Here is a 13,068-nt window from a genome sequence, read left to right on the forward strand (position 1 = left end):
ATCTATCACTTTATTGCCCTAACCACAAGACTAGATATTTCTCTTCCATTGATTTTTTCTCCATCCATGTATTTTCTTTCTTCTAGGATTTCGATTTTTTCAAATCCTGCTTGTTTCATACACGAAAGATAGTTTTCTTTTGTTAGCGCACCATCAATACATTCACACCATTGATCCGAATTGATTTCTTCTGGGTGTAGTTCCACATTAGTAATCAAGTCAGAAATCACCATTCTTCCATTACTCTTTAAAATTCGAAAGATTTCTTTGAATGCATTTGTTTTGTTTGTTGTTAGATTAATAACACAATTACTGATCACTGCATCTACAGAATTGTGATCCAGTGGGATGTTTTCTTCAATGTCTCCTTTCTTAAACTCGACATTGGAATAATTCCCTCTTAATGCATTTTCTCTAGCTTTTTCTAACATTTGGTCTGTCATGTCAATTCCGATTGCCTTTCCTGAATCTAGCACTTTTTTTGAAGCCAAAAAGATGTCAATCCCTGCACCTGAACCCAAGTCTACTACAATTTCGCCTTCCTTCAGGCCAGCATGGTTTATTGGTGCTCCGCATCCAACACCCAAAATTGCTTCTTGAGGGATTGATTCAAGTTCTTCTTGATCATATCCTATCAGCTTTGTCGCATCAATTGGAGAATCTCCCTTTTTACATTCTCCTGGCATACAACAACAGTCATCATTTCCAGACATTACTATCTTGGAATACCTTTTTTTGATATCATCTTTAATTGAATTTTTCATACAATAGTTTACTAGGTAAACTATTAAAGTTGTCAAGTATAAACCATTGAAGTAAGTGTAACTATGGAAACTAAAGGAAAAAAACTGCCCGTACTTCAAAATAAATGTGAATTTGCAGGGTACGATGCATCAAAATTACTAAAAGAGACGTCTACAATTAGAAATTTAATTACAAAAAGAGCAACACTCGAGATTCTATTTCCATTATGTTGCACAACACAACCAATAAGGCACAAGCAGTTCAAAGAATCCCTTAAGGGAATCAGCAGTAAGACATTATCCACAAGACTGGCTGAATTAGTTTCTGAAGGCATATTGAAAAGAGAAACATTTGCGGAGATTCCACCACGTGTAGAATACAGATTGACCAAAAAAGGTCAAGAACTAATTGAGTCTATAACTGATCTTTTACAATGGATGCAAAAATGGTCCAAATCAAAATAATTGATGGCCCAACCTTCCATGCCTTTCACTTTTATGGTCTTAAAGTTTAACAAAATTGATTATGAAATAATGGTTAGTCTGAGTCATAGATTGGCTCATGATCTGGGTCTTGTATGTTCAGATGGTATAGTATTGCGTTTCTATTTGACATCATACATGATTAGAGTTTTTAATATTTGAATAATGCCCCTATACTTTGGTATGCCTTACATGTAATCAATGATTATCATGGGCTCTTACATTATGTCAACAGACTATGAGTTATGGTAAAATTTTGTTTATTTTTGCTACTGTTGATAACCGTTACCAAATGAAAAGTTCAGCAACAAACAGAATCTATGATCTTCAACGATATTCCTGTAAAGTATGTAGGAAAAGATTTTCTTTTAATTTAGGATATGAGAAAATGAGGGTTTCCCCACAAGTGGTAACCTCAGCCCTCCAACTATACCGGGGAGTCCCTCAAAAACGTTCAGAAGTTCACAAGGCTTCAGTGTGGATGCTGCTCACTTTACTGTCTGCAAGTGGATAAAACACCTTGTGAATATCCACTTGGACAGTATGGTGCTACAAGTTGGTGGCTCACAGAGGACAGACGAAATTTGTAGTGTTGAGATAAAGGGAAATACGAGTGGATTACATTAATTCAGACCATTGGCAAAGAGATTCAATAGATCATGTAACAATGTTACATGAGGTTTTTGTATGAGAAAAAGCATGACAAATTAGACAAAATGGAAAAGATTTGCTGTGTATGTGGAAAAGAGTTTGAAAATCGTTCTACTGACTTTTGTTCACGAGAATGTGCTTGTGAAAGTTCAGAAGACCTAGTTTTACATACTGTGCCAAAAAATAATTAATTCTCGTGTCTGCATTCTTCACAATGAAGCGATTTGTCATAAGGAACCAATCCCATTTTCATCAGATATTCTACGGATGTTGCCAATTCATAATGTTCATGACAATTTGAACATGGAATTTTCATTATTATCATAACATCATAAAATAAACATAAGGAATAGTCTATATTTTTTGAACAGACAATACTTTTTCATATCATCCTGAAAAACGGAAATTATGAGCCAGGGTTACAGTTCTTTTTTGTGTATTGTACGGCAATATTTTTTCAAAAACCCATGACTTGAAAGAATCAACCTCGGATCTTGCATTTTCGATCATCTTAATATACCTCATTTTAATTGATTTGTTCGTTTTATTCAAACTCAATTACTTATTTTGATTATTTCTCATAAAATCATGAATCCTACAGTAATCCTAATTGATGATTATAAGGATATTACAGAAGTGATTTCAGAATACCTTGGATTTCACTCAATCAATGTTTTAGCTACAGGACGAAATGGAAAACAATGTGCGGAATTGTACAAAGAGCACCTGCCAGATGTCGTAGTATCAGATTTTTTGATGCCAAAATATGATGGATTGTACGGACTTGAGCAGATCCGCAAGATTAACCCTGATGCCAAAGTAATCATGATGACTGGTAGCATAGATGATAATCTGCATGACAAACTAAGATCTGCGGGAGCTTCTGTAATTTTGCCAAAACCAACTCCCTTAAACACATTGATTGAAACGATAAAAAGAGTAGCATCAGACAATATCGTTCAATCTAGTAATCAGATTGGCAATTAAAACAGATTTGTCATAATCATAAATTATGAATAAATTTTCCATCTGCTTTGATTTCATCATTATTTAGAAAAATGAATAGTGAATACACTTCCTTTTTTTGGTCTATTTGATGCTTTGATCAGGCCTCCTTGACTTTCCATTATGCTTTTACAACAAGACAATCCCAAACCTGTTCCAGTCTGCTTTGTTGTAATTAATGGTTCAAAGATTCTATCTAAAATTTTGGGATCAATTCCAACTCCATCATCTTCAATTTTAACTGTAATCCAATTTTTGTTTGAATCAAATGAAACCCATATGTTTCCATCATTTTCAAATGCCTGAATTGCATTGATAAAAATATTGACAAATACCACAATGGTTTTTTCATCATCACACAATATTTCACAGTCATCTGGAGGTAACCGAATCTTAATGCTTGCAGGAATGTTTATTCTCCTTAGACTTTCTTGCAAGAGATATGCCAATGAACAATTCTTCTTTTCTGTAGTGGGTGATTTTACAAAATCCCATATGTCATCTATTTGATGGGTAATTCTAAAAATTGAGCGATTAATTTTTTCAAATTGCTTTTCTTGTTCTTTGCTTAGCGGATACTGGCTTTTGAAATTTTCCAAGGTCATTTGAATGACGGACAGCGGATTCCGCATATCATGTGCAATTCTTGAGGATAGTTCTCCAATAATTGCTAATTTTTCAGTTTTAATCTTTTTGTTATTTTCATTTTTTAGCAATTTTACAACACCCAATATCATGACAAGACTGGACAGCGAATTGATTAGCAGAAAATTGACATCTGAAATCACAAATGACTCTTCATAATCAGGTTTGAACTCAAATTTTTCATTTTGTGAAAAATCATTTGTCGGGGTTTGAGATAGTCCTTGCGGTACAAATGCAACTGTGTCATATGGTTGATTTGATAGACTCAAGAACTGAGTCGTGAACATTATTGCCAAAATTTGGATTACAATTAATGACCCGATGATGATTTTAGCTTTCATGATATTTTTACATTTCTCGTATTCCTAAAATATTGTGTAATTAACTTGAACAAACTAATCATATTATGCTAATATATGAGCATATCATTCTAACAATTTTGATTACCCCTTGATTTGGTTTATCAAAAGAAGATAAACTTCATTCAGGACCCAAACATCGGTGCTGTTTTGTGATGTGTGTCAAGAAAGTCTCAAACATGCAATGTTTTGATTTAGAATTCCTGTTATACGTAGCTGAGTAGTTAATTCAGTCCTTCCTTCCAGATATGCAAACTCACACCACTACGTCACCCATAATACCCCTATTCCACTTATAGAGTTTCACACGATCAGTCCATTATTATAAAAAATAACATTATCAAAATTGACAATTATGACTTTGTTAATATGTCATATTATGTATAATAATTCATGTCTGAAAAAAATAATGAAGAACTAGATAAAAAATGGAAAAAACTAGAACAAGATGAAATGAAGGAGGAGGATCATCAGATTGAACTTAAAGAAGGATATGAACAAGACGAAGAATATGAACAATCAAAAGATTAACACATTCTAATCTTAATTCCGTTTTATGCAAATCTATCCACATAACAGCATTTACAGTTCTGTAATCTTTTGTACAATTCCGCAAGTTCCAAAATAACAAATTTGTTGAGATTTGAACTACAATTATTTACTGTAAACTATTTACAAGATTCATTATGAATGATGTTTTAACTGTACCTGAATGGCATGAAGAAGTAAACCTTCATTCAAAAATAACATTGGTTGTGGTAGACATGCAAAAACTGTTCTTGACTGATAAAAAATCTCCCTGGATGGATAAAAAATTACTCTCTATAATTCCAAACATAAAAAAATTAATCGAAATACTTGGAGAACAAAATGTGATATTCACTCGCTTTATGCCTCCTAAGAATTGGCAAGATGAACACGGTTCTTGGCAAGCATACTATAAAATGAATCAAAAAGTCACTACACGCATTCTGGGAACTGGTGCATTGGATATAATTGATGATTTTCTTCCATATGTCGCAAATGCATCTGTTGCAAGTAGAAAAAAATCAGCATCCGCATTCATGGCAGGCAATTTTCACTCCAAAATAAAAAAACAATCTGTACAAATTCTGATTTTCACAGGTATTGAAACGGATTATTGTGTGCTTTCAAGCGTACTGGATGCCATTCATTTGGGATACTTTGTGATTGTCGTGATGGATGCATGTGCAAGCAGCAAAAAACAAGGTCAAAAACATGCACAAGGAATATTTGAGCGATTCCCAGAACAGCTTTGGATAACTTCTACAGATGATTTGATAAAGCATTTTCAGAATCACATCAAAAATTAGGTTTCGTTTTTTTATGTCTCCTGAATGCAAAATTTCCATAAGCAATGAATCTTAATATCAAATTATGTCTCAACGCCGTTTGAATAGTTTCTTTAGAGTAACCGCATATAACCCATAAACAAATTTTGTACTTTTTAACATGTATCTAATAACAAATCCTTTATTCATTTTCATATTGTCTTTGGTTTTTTTGTATTCTAGGGATGTTAACAAATGATTTACATCAATCTCAGATTTATTAAAAATAGAACAGATTTCTCTTACTTCTTCTTTTGTTGTGGAAAGAGGTTTATCCAATGCAAATAAGACATCATCACAAGCCCAAAAGTTAGCCTTTACTGCATGAGAGAATGCCGACTTTGGACTGAATGGAAATATTACAAAACTCATCATAAGAAGCAACATTGCGTTAAATGATGCTTTTACCTTCTCAATTGTAGGGACTGTATTTGGAATATCTTTTCGAATGTCCTTGCCATACAAAATGATGCCCGTGTTTTTTATTCTCTGTAGGAATAACCCAAGGGATGCTATGGTTCTTGTACCGATCTCTATTTTAAGGTCTTTTCGTATCTTGAACCCCTTCAGGTCTAATTGATCAGATGCTACCACGTAAAATGGCTGTCCAAACATCATCTTGTTTTCAGTCTTAAAGATTAGATCCAGTGCGGGGTTGTCAGTTTTTTTGTACGTAGTGCATGTCTCAGATAGTTTCAAGTCATATTTTGCATCAAGCTCAAGTAAAAGTTGATCCAAGTATCTCTCAATTTCTTTACAGAGTTTCTTGTCTTTGATTATTACTATACAATCAATGTCTGATTTTCCACGTATCCATTCCCCCGTGGTTGCAGAGCCAAACAGTACGAAAGAAACTATCTCGTTTTGATATTTCTTGACTAGCTGAGATACCAGATTGTCCATGAATTGCTTTAGATTCTTGTTTTGAATTGGCAATTAAAATCGTATTGTATTTTGATATGGGACTCATAAATTCTTCTCCTGGTTTAACATGTCAGGATGATGTTATATTCATAAATGAAAATCCATATTGGTAATCTTTAGTTTATTGATAAACCAGTCCTCTGCTGTCCTAGGTATCCCTAGAGATTCGGCAAGTTCCCGAAATTCATTTTGCCTGTCTCGAAGCATTAGATTGAGCGTATCTCTGACTTTAGTTTCATCATATCCCTCAATTAAGCCAATTCTGTTCATCATATTACATTCTTGATTTGAATTAAAAATAAGTTCTGTATTTTTCAAATTTGATAACTTTGAACTAGTTTAACTATCATGACTTTTATTTGAAAACATGGATCCCCAATTACAAAAAAAGATTGATGATATCATGATTGAAACAAACGAAAAAATCTCTGCAATTGTAAATGAAATAAGAGATATTAGATTTTCTAAAATGGATGAAAATGAAAAACAAGTAAAATGTGATAAATTAAGAGAAGAGTTCGAAAAAGTCATGTTTGAAGAAGAGAAGAAAATAGAAAAAGTGATGACTGAATACCAATGAAAATTGATGAAATCGACACAGATTATGAGACTGTCAAAGTAGACCAAATTGGAATCACTGATTCACAAACAGGTGCAGTATTACTCAAAGACGAAAAAGTCGAATTTGTAATGTCTGGTTTTTCATCAGAGGTTGCAAGAATAATCTCCGATTTTGTTGAGGGAAAACGTGATGATCCCCCAACAATTTATCGACTAGTTGAGCAAATTTGTGAGGAAAATGAACTCCTTCTCGTCAAAGTCAAAATTTATGAAAGCGGCGGAATATTTAGAGCGAATCTGTATTTTACTGGAAAAAAAGATATGGTGTTTAGAAATTTTAGAGCATCAGACGCCATAGCGTTGGCAACTTATTACAACATCCCAATTCTTGTAAGAAAGTCTATGCTGAGAAAAATTGAAAAAAGTGAAATTGAAAAAAACTGAATCTCTAACGTAAAAGATTAATCTCTTTAAAATTAAACTACCTCATAACTCCTAGAAAATTTTTCATTTACAAAGCAGATGGAAGACGAGTTCAATTCAATGAACATAAGATACTTAGTACATGTATTAGAGCAGGAGCAAGTAAACAAACTGCAAAACAGATTTTAAAAAAAGTCAAATCTGAAGTTTATAGAGATATGACTTCAAATGATATTTACAAAATAGTTCTTCGAGTTATTTCTGAAGAAAAAGATCTCAAAGCATTACACCAAAGATACCAACTAAAGGATGCCCTAATGAGAATGGGTTCTGCAGGATTTGCATTTGAAAATTATATTGCATCGATATTGGAATTTTATGATTATCAGGTAATACGTATACGATCAAAAATCCGTGGAAAGTGTGCAATGCATGAAATTGATCTTATTGGAATGAAAGACAACAAAGAATTTTTGATTGAATGCAAATATCATTCGCTTCGTGGAGTGTACACTGGATTAAAAGAATCATTGTACACTCATGCAAGATTTCTTGACCTGCAGCCAAAATTCGCAGGAGAAATTATTTTTTGTAACACCCAAGTCTCAAATCATGCAAAAAAATATGCCAAATGTATTGGACAGCAAATATTCTCTTGGAGATATCCTGCAGCAAACAGTTTGGAAAAAATTATTGAAAAACATAATCTTTACCCAATCACAATTCTTAATTTAACTGAAAACGAATTACGGATATTCTCAGATTGCAACATGATGATTGCAAAAGATCTTCTAAGATATAATGAGACAAAGATAGCAAGAATGACTGGAATTTCTAAAAAGAGAATAAGCAATATGCAAAAATTAGTTGAACAAATATTCTATCCGACATAGACCTATCCAAGAAAATAATGTTAATTTATAATCACGTAACATAGAATTTCACATGTGATTTTCTACAATATGTTAAATATTTAGAATTTCTAGAATGACTCATGGTTCTAATTGATGATTTACGGGTTTGCAAGAACTGTGGAAATGTTTTTTCCAAGAAGGCAGGAGTAACTCATATCTCTGAATGCCCTCAATGCAAGGGAGTCAGTTTTGATCACATCGATGTTAACTATGAAGAACTGAATTAGGAGTACAATATACAAAAAGTAAAAATTCCTGATCGCAATCAGGATAGGTTTGCAATAATTTATGACCTGAACAACCAATTATTGAAAAAATTTGAATCTGACCTTGTCAATAACTTTACATTAATATAGTTAATTCTAATTTTATCGATCGAACGATGACTGCGGTTAAGAAAATTTTCGAAGACACCATTCTAACTGATCATAAAGTCATCACTGAAGAATCATCCAAATCTATCCTCAAAAGTTATGGAGTTAAAGTTCCCCCTTATGCACTTGCTACTTCTGCAAATGATGCAGTAAAACAGGCAAAGAAGATTGGTTTTCCACTTGTAATGAAAGTTGTATCTCCACAAATTTTGCACAAGACTGATGTTGGTGGAGTTAAAGTCGGAATTGACAATGTCAATGATGTAAAAAAGACGTTCAATGACATGTATGGTCGTCTTTCTAAAAAGAAAGGTGTTGAAGTTAAAGGAATTCTTTTGGAAAAAATGGTTCCAAAAGGTGTTGAACTAATTGTAGGTATTCAAAACGATCCACAGTTTGGCCCAATGATTATGGCTGGATTAGGAGGAGTGATGACTGAGGTCTTCAAAGATGTTGCATTCAGAATGCTGCCTATTTCAACTTCGGATGCTAAATCCATGTTGAATGAACTCAAAGGTTCCAAACTTCTCAAAGGTTTCAGAGGAAGCGAACCTGTTGATCTTAACATGGTTGCAAAAATGTTAGTTCAGATTGGAAAATTAGGCGTAGAAAATGCAGATTACATTAACAGCATTGATTTTAACCCTGTGGTTGTTTATCCAAAATCACATTTTGTAGTTGACGCAAAAATTATTCTGAATAATGAATTAAGAAAGAATTCAATCTCTAAAGCAAAACCAAACATTACCTCAATGGAATCCTTCTTTACTCCAAAATCTGTTGCACTAGTTGGCGCATCTGCTACTCCCGGAAAGATTGGTAATTCTGTTTTAGATGCCCTTGGAAAACAAGATTACAAAGGCAAGGTATTTCCAATTAATCCTAAACAAGAATCAATTCTTGGAATCAAATGTTATCCTTCACTAGATGCAATTACAGAAACAGTTGATCTGGTTGTTGTCTGCATTGATCTTGCAGAATGTGGACCGATAATGAAAATTTGTGCTAAAAAAGGAATTCATAATGTTGTCATAGTTTCTGGTGGCGGTAAAGAGCTTGGTGGTGACAGAGCAGCAATGGAAGCTGAAGTTAAAGAACTGTCTATTAAACATAAGATTCGTGTAATCGGTCCTAATTGTATTGGAATGTTCAATGCGGCAAATAGACTTGACTGTGCATTCCAAGGACAAGAGAGAATGGTCCGTTCAAAATTGGGACATGTTGCATTTTTCTCACAAAGTGGAACTATGGGAATTAGCATGTTGGAGAGTGCTGATGTATTTGGTTTATCAAAAATGATCAGTTTTGGCAATCGTTCTGATGTTGATGAAGCAGACATGATATGGTATGCTGCAAATGATCCTCAAACCAAAGTAATTGGCCTATACGTTGAAGGCTTTGGTGATGGCAGAAAGTTCATCAATACTGCAAAACGTGTCATGAAAGAAAAGAAAAAGCCCATTGTTATTTGGAAGAGTGGCAGAACTGCTGCAGGTGCAAAGCAAGCTGCATCGCACACTGGTTCCCTTGGTGGTTCAAATGCAATGATTATGGGTGCATTCAAACAAGCAGGAATCATTTCAGTTGATAGTTATCAAGAACTAGTTGGAGTCTTAAAGGCACTAGCATGGCAACCACCTGCAAAAGGTAATCGTGTTGCTATGACTAGCAATGGTGCTGGTCCAATGATTGGCGGAATTGATCAATTAGAAAGATTAGGTCTTACTATTGGAAAGTTATCCCCAGCGCTTCTCAAAAAAATGAAGGAACGTTTCCCCCCAACTGTTCCCATTCATAATGGAAATCCTGCCGATGTGGGTGGCGGTGCAACTGCAGATGATTACAAATTTGTCATCCAGCAATTCCTTGACGAAAAGAATATTGATATTGCAATGCCTTGGTTTGTTTTCCAAGATGATCCCCTTGAGGAAACAATAGTTGAACATCTAGCTGAATTATCAAACAAAAAAATAAAACCCATTCTTGCTGGCGGCAATGGTGGCCCATATACTGAAAAAATGATCAAATTAATTGAGAAACACAATGTCCCAGTTTACCAAGATCTTCGAACCTGGGTTGCAGCTGCCTCTGCATTAGCTAAATGGGGCAAAGTACTCGGAAAATAGAGAACATTTAAGTTTCACATCCCTTGGCAAATTAACATGTCACTAGTTACCACATCTACTTCTGATGGCATTTGTACTGTCAAAATTAACAGACCTGACAAACTTAATGCTATGAATATCGATGTTGCAAAAGAACTAATCAAAACTTTTGAAGAACTCAATCATGATGATGATGTCAAGGTTATCATCTTGACTGGTGAAGGCGAAAAGGCGTTTTCTGCTGGTGCAGATATTGAATACATGTCAAAAATCTCTGCAGATGAATCAGTTGATTATGCAAAAACTGGTCAGCTTGTAACTTCAACTGTTGAGTTAGTAAAACAACCCACTATTGCAGCCGTTAATGGATTTGCTTTAGGTGGCGGTTGCGAGCTTGCAATGTCTTGTGATATTAGAATAGCTGCAGATACTGCAAAGTTAGGTCAGCCAGAAGTAACAATTGGAATCCCTCCTGGTTGGGGTGGAACACAAAGATTGATGAGAATTGTGGGAATAGCAAAAGCAAAAGAACTTGTTTACACAGGAAAAATGATCAAAGCAGATGAGGCAAAAGAGATTGGCCTCGTAAATCATGTAGTTCCTCTTGCATCATTGCAAGAAGAAGCTTTGAAAATGGCACAACAGATAGCTGGGAACTCTATAATGGGCGTTCAAATGTCAAAAGTTGCAATCAACAAAGGAAGAAATGCAGATCTTGATACTGGTCTTGCAGTTGAACTTCTTGCTTGGAGAAATTGCTTCACTCATCCTGACAGAGAAGAACGTATGACGGCATTTGTCAACAAGTCAAAGAAATAGTTATTTCCAATTTCCTTCTTATTTTATTCAAAAACTAGGATTAGATTTTTTGTTAATCTAATTCACTGTAACTAATCCCACTCGCCATGGATGCCATGAGCAATGGTATTTGAAAATCCCCTCTTCTTCAAATGTGTATGAGAACTTGTCTCCGGTGTTTAATGGTGGACTGTTGAACATGTCTATTACTTTTCCAGAATCATCTTGACTTTGAATGTTATGTGGCACTGAATCGTTATTCACCCATGTCACTGTTGTGTCAACAGGAATCTCTAAATTCAGTGGCAAGTAAAATGATTTACTTGACACATTAAAGTTGCCATTTGGTATTGTGATGGTTGGATCCATTTTCATAGAAATCTCTTTTTGACCTTCTATTGTAATGACGTCATTATCAATCAAAAATTTTATCATGTTTAGAAACTCTTGTTCTGAAACAATTCCTTGCCCATACCATAAAGCTGTATTTTTCACCCATTCTGGAACCGATTCTGCATTTGCAGTATTACCTGAAACTGAAATCAGCAAAATTGAAAATACCATTATTGGCAGAATTGCTTTTTTTGGAAACTGTTTCATACTGTTATGTTGTTTTTGAGAATTTATTCAAGTTGTATACAATGTCTTGCAGTGCAATCGTATTCATTATATCATATTTTGATTTCAACCAATCATGCAAGAATTAGTTCAGTCTCAAAAAATAGTAGATGATGAAAGAAAGCAAGTAATTTTGGAAATACTTGCTGACAAATATTGCAAACAAATCCTGCACAACACATTAGAAAAGCCAAAATCTGCAATGGAAATCTCCAATGAAAAAAATATTCCAATCAGTACTGTGTATAGAAGGTTACAAACTCTTTATGATGCAAAATTGCTGGCAATTTCCGGCTCCATTAATCAGGATGGAAAAAAATATTTCTTGTACAAGAGTAAGGTAAAGTCCATTTCTCTAAAGTGTGATCTAGAAGTAACTGTTGTTGAATTTGTTCCAAACAAACCCAATGATGATTAGTTAATTTTTGGAGCAAAAATGTTGGAAGAAAATTTATCAACAAAGAGACAACACATAATGCAAAAAGAACCTACCCGAAGCATCACTTATCGACTTCCAGAAAAACTTGTTTCAGAATTAGAAAACGAGTCAACACAAAAAGGCATTTCTCAAAATGTTTTGGTCCGACAAATTCTTGAAAAATATGTGCAATGGGATAGATTCTCCGGCAAAATTGGAATGATCCCAGTTCCCAAAGGAATCCTGGAATCTTTGGGAGTAGAGTTAGATGAAAAAGATATTGATGAAATTATCACTTTGATGTTTCCTGTGATTAAAGATACGGTTTTGTTTATCAAAGGAGATTATGATTTGAAAAGATGTATAGAAACACTTGAAGATTACATGCGAGCATCTGGAATGAATTCTGATCATCGCATAGAAGGTGATATGCACATATTTTTGATTCAACATGAATTGGGAATAAAATGGTCTCTGTTTACAGAAAAACTTCTAACTCATGTTTTTCGAAATTTCTTGCCTGATAAAGAACTAAAGTTTCAAACAACTGATACAACTGTTATTTTGTCAGTATCTCTGGGCTCTGACTTTGATGAACACGATTACCATATCCAACGCTAGAAATTATAGTAAAATGATGATTATTTCTTGAATTACTAGTGTGTTGGGTGGGAAAAGCTTATTATAATTTGAAG

At 34.2% G+C, this 13,068-nt stretch carries 19 protein-coding genes; 13 read left to right on the forward strand and 6 right to left on the reverse strand.

Annotation, left to right across the window (positions count from 1 at the left end; genetic code table 11):
- Positions 1-5: 5 nt before the first annotated feature.
- Positions 6-764 (reverse strand): arsenite methyltransferase, encoded by a 759-nt coding sequence (gene arsM, locus K5783_RS00400; protein ID WP_297471582.1) that lies wholly within the window; start codon positions 762-764, stop codon positions 6-8.
- Positions 765-827: 63 nt separating this feature from the next.
- Here arsM and K5783_RS00405 point away from each other — a divergent pair, with 63 nt between their 5' ends.
- Both K5783_RS00405 and K5783_RS00410 read left to right on the forward strand, forming a co-directional pair.
- The gene (locus K5783_RS00405) at positions 828-1,208 is read left to right on the forward strand and encodes a helix-turn-helix domain-containing protein (RefSeq protein WP_297471584.1); all 381 of its coding nucleotides are present in this window, start codon (positions 828-830) and stop codon (positions 1,206-1,208) included.
- A 310-nt stretch (positions 1,209-1,518) separates the two neighbouring features.
- Positions 1,519-1,740, forward strand: coding sequence for a hypothetical protein (locus tag K5783_RS00410; protein ID WP_297471586.1), 222 nt, complete (start codon positions 1,519-1,521; stop codon positions 1,738-1,740).
- A gap of 324 nt (positions 1,741-2,064) precedes the next feature.
- Here K5783_RS00410 and K5783_RS00415 read toward each other — a convergent pair whose 3' ends face one another.
- Positions 2,065-2,193 (reverse strand): hypothetical protein, encoded by a 129-nt coding sequence (locus tag K5783_RS00415; protein WP_297471588.1) that lies wholly within the window; start codon positions 2,191-2,193, stop codon positions 2,065-2,067.
- A gap of 272 nt (positions 2,194-2,465) precedes the next feature.
- On the opposite strand from K5783_RS00415, the gene K5783_RS00420 reads away from it, so the two are divergent.
- Positions 2,466-2,864, forward strand: coding sequence for a response regulator transcription factor (locus K5783_RS00420; protein ID WP_297471590.1), 399 nt, complete (start codon positions 2,466-2,468; stop codon positions 2,862-2,864).
- Between the two features lie 59 nt (positions 2,865-2,923).
- Here K5783_RS00420 and K5783_RS00425 read toward each other — a convergent pair whose 3' ends face one another.
- Positions 2,924-3,868: an ATP-binding protein gene (locus K5783_RS00425; RefSeq protein WP_297471592.1), complete on the reverse strand. Its 945-nt coding sequence runs from the start codon at positions 3,866-3,868 to the stop codon at positions 2,924-2,926.
- Between the two features lie 411 nt (positions 3,869-4,279).
- Between K5783_RS00425 and K5783_RS00430 the strand changes: the two genes are divergently transcribed.
- Together K5783_RS00430 and K5783_RS00435 are read left to right on the forward strand one after the other, a co-directional pair.
- On the forward strand, positions 4,280-4,417 hold the full coding sequence (locus K5783_RS00430; RefSeq protein WP_297471594.1) for a hypothetical protein: 138 nt from the start codon (positions 4,280-4,282) through the stop codon (positions 4,415-4,417).
- Between the two features lie 155 nt (positions 4,418-4,572).
- The gene (locus K5783_RS00435; RefSeq protein WP_297471596.1) at positions 4,573-5,220 is read left to right on the forward strand and encodes an isochorismatase family cysteine hydrolase; all 648 of its coding nucleotides are present in this window, start codon (positions 4,573-4,575) and stop codon (positions 5,218-5,220) included.
- 69 nt (positions 5,221-5,289) lie between these two features.
- Here K5783_RS00435 and K5783_RS00440 read toward each other — a convergent pair whose 3' ends face one another.
- Positions 5,290-6,174: a nucleotidyltransferase domain-containing protein gene (locus K5783_RS00440; RefSeq protein WP_297471598.1), complete on the reverse strand. Its 885-nt coding sequence runs from the start codon at positions 6,172-6,174 to the stop codon at positions 5,290-5,292.
- A 75-nt stretch (positions 6,175-6,249) separates the two neighbouring features.
- Positions 6,250-6,435, reverse strand: coding sequence for a hypothetical protein (locus K5783_RS00445; RefSeq protein WP_297471599.1), 186 nt, complete (start codon positions 6,433-6,435; stop codon positions 6,250-6,252).
- Between the two features lie 94 nt (positions 6,436-6,529).
- Between K5783_RS00445 and K5783_RS00450 the strand changes: the two genes are divergently transcribed.
- From K5783_RS00450 to K5783_RS00475, 6 genes are all read left to right on the forward strand, one after another.
- Positions 6,530-6,742, forward strand: a complete 213-nt coding sequence (locus K5783_RS00450) for a hypothetical protein (protein WP_297471601.1) — start codon at positions 6,530-6,532, stop codon at positions 6,740-6,742.
- Positions 6,739-7,167 (forward strand): bifunctional nuclease domain-containing protein, encoded by a 429-nt coding sequence (locus tag K5783_RS00455; RefSeq protein WP_297471602.1) that lies wholly within the window; start codon positions 6,739-6,741, stop codon positions 7,165-7,167. The genes K5783_RS00450 and K5783_RS00455 overlap by 4 nt, the downstream gene beginning before the upstream one ends.
- 65 nt (positions 7,168-7,232) lie before the next feature.
- On the forward strand, positions 7,233-8,039 hold the full coding sequence (locus tag K5783_RS00460; protein WP_366939160.1) for an ATP cone domain-containing protein: 807 nt from the start codon (positions 7,233-7,235) through the stop codon (positions 8,037-8,039).
- A 101-nt stretch (positions 8,040-8,140) separates the two neighbouring features.
- Positions 8,141-8,287 (forward strand): hypothetical protein, encoded by a 147-nt coding sequence (locus K5783_RS00465; RefSeq protein ID WP_297471605.1) that lies wholly within the window; start codon positions 8,141-8,143, stop codon positions 8,285-8,287.
- A 155-nt stretch (positions 8,288-8,442) separates the two neighbouring features.
- A complete protein-coding gene (locus K5783_RS00470; RefSeq protein WP_297471607.1) occupies positions 8,443-10,560 on the forward strand; it encodes a 3-hydroxypropionate--CoA ligase in 2,118 nt (705 codons plus the stop codon).
- A gap of 36 nt (positions 10,561-10,596) precedes the next feature.
- On the forward strand, positions 10,597-11,358 hold the full coding sequence (locus K5783_RS00475; RefSeq protein WP_278974480.1) for an enoyl-CoA hydratase-related protein: 762 nt from the start codon (positions 10,597-10,599) through the stop codon (positions 11,356-11,358).
- A 57-nt stretch (positions 11,359-11,415) separates the two neighbouring features.
- On the opposite strand, the gene K5783_RS00480 is transcribed toward K5783_RS00475, so the two are convergent.
- On the reverse strand, positions 11,416-11,937 hold the full coding sequence (locus K5783_RS00480; protein ID WP_297471609.1) for a plastocyanin/azurin family copper-binding protein: 522 nt from the start codon (positions 11,935-11,937) through the stop codon (positions 11,416-11,418).
- Between the two features lie 94 nt (positions 11,938-12,031).
- Here K5783_RS00480 and K5783_RS00485 point away from each other — a divergent pair, with 94 nt between their 5' ends.
- Complete coding sequence (locus K5783_RS00485; protein ID WP_297471610.1) at positions 12,032-12,373, forward strand: ArsR family transcriptional regulator; 342 nt, start codon at positions 12,032-12,034, stop codon at positions 12,371-12,373.
- An 18-nt stretch (positions 12,374-12,391) separates the two neighbouring features.
- On the forward strand, positions 12,392-12,994 hold the full coding sequence (locus K5783_RS00490) for a hypothetical protein (RefSeq protein WP_297471612.1): 603 nt from the start codon (positions 12,392-12,394) through the stop codon (positions 12,992-12,994).
- Positions 12,995-13,068: the final 74 nt, after the last annotated feature.

Source organism: Nitrosopumilus sp., from assembly GCF_025699125.1.
Classification (GTDB): Archaea; Thermoproteota; Nitrososphaeria; order Nitrososphaerales; family Nitrosopumilaceae; genus Nitrosopumilus.

What these genes read in the sequence shown, in the direction of transcription:
- arsM (WP_297471582.1), bottom strand. Translation starts at nt 764, where the DNA reads ATGAAAAATTCAATTAAAGATGATATCAAAAAAAGGTATTCCAAGATA.
- K5783_RS00405 (WP_297471584.1), top strand. Translation starts at nt 828, where the DNA reads ATGGAAACTAAAGGAAAAAAACTGCCCGTACTTCAAAATAAATGTGAA.
- K5783_RS00410 (WP_297471586.1), top strand. Translation starts at nt 1,519, where the DNA reads ATGAAAAGTTCAGCAACAAACAGAATCTATGATCTTCAACGATATTCC.
- K5783_RS00415 (WP_297471588.1), bottom strand. Translation starts at nt 2,193, where the DNA reads ATGAAAATTCCATGTTCAAATTGTCATGAACATTATGAATTGGCAACA.
- K5783_RS00420 (WP_297471590.1), top strand. Translation starts at nt 2,466, where the DNA reads ATGAATCCTACAGTAATCCTAATTGATGATTATAAGGATATTACAGAA.
- K5783_RS00425 (WP_297471592.1), bottom strand. Translation starts at nt 3,868, where the DNA reads ATGAAAGCTAAAATCATCATCGGGTCATTAATTGTAATCCAAATTTTG.
- K5783_RS00430 (WP_297471594.1), top strand. Translation starts at nt 4,280, where the DNA reads ATGTCTGAAAAAAATAATGAAGAACTAGATAAAAAATGGAAAAAACTA.
- K5783_RS00435 (WP_297471596.1), top strand. Translation starts at nt 4,573, where the DNA reads ATGAATGATGTTTTAACTGTACCTGAATGGCATGAAGAAGTAAACCTT.
- K5783_RS00445 (WP_297471599.1), bottom strand. Translation starts at nt 6,435, where the DNA reads ATGATGAACAGAATTGGCTTAATTGAGGGATATGATGAAACTAAAGTC.
- K5783_RS00450 (WP_297471601.1), top strand. Translation starts at nt 6,530, where the DNA reads ATGGATCCCCAATTACAAAAAAAGATTGATGATATCATGATTGAAACA.
- K5783_RS00455 (WP_297471602.1), top strand. Translation starts at nt 6,739, where the DNA reads ATGAAAATTGATGAAATCGACACAGATTATGAGACTGTCAAAGTAGAC.
- K5783_RS00465 (WP_297471605.1), top strand. Translation starts at nt 8,141, where the DNA reads ATGGTTCTAATTGATGATTTACGGGTTTGCAAGAACTGTGGAAATGTT.
- K5783_RS00470 (WP_297471607.1), top strand. Translation starts at nt 8,443, where the DNA reads ATGACTGCGGTTAAGAAAATTTTCGAAGACACCATTCTAACTGATCAT.
- K5783_RS00475 (WP_278974480.1), top strand. Translation starts at nt 10,597, where the DNA reads ATGTCACTAGTTACCACATCTACTTCTGATGGCATTTGTACTGTCAAA.
- K5783_RS00480 (WP_297471609.1), bottom strand. Translation starts at nt 11,937, where the DNA reads ATGAAACAGTTTCCAAAAAAAGCAATTCTGCCAATAATGGTATTTTCA.
- K5783_RS00485 (WP_297471610.1), top strand. Translation starts at nt 12,032, where the DNA reads ATGCAAGAATTAGTTCAGTCTCAAAAAATAGTAGATGATGAAAGAAAG.
- K5783_RS00490 (WP_297471612.1), top strand. Translation starts at nt 12,392, where the DNA reads ATGTTGGAAGAAAATTTATCAACAAAGAGACAACACATAATGCAAAAA.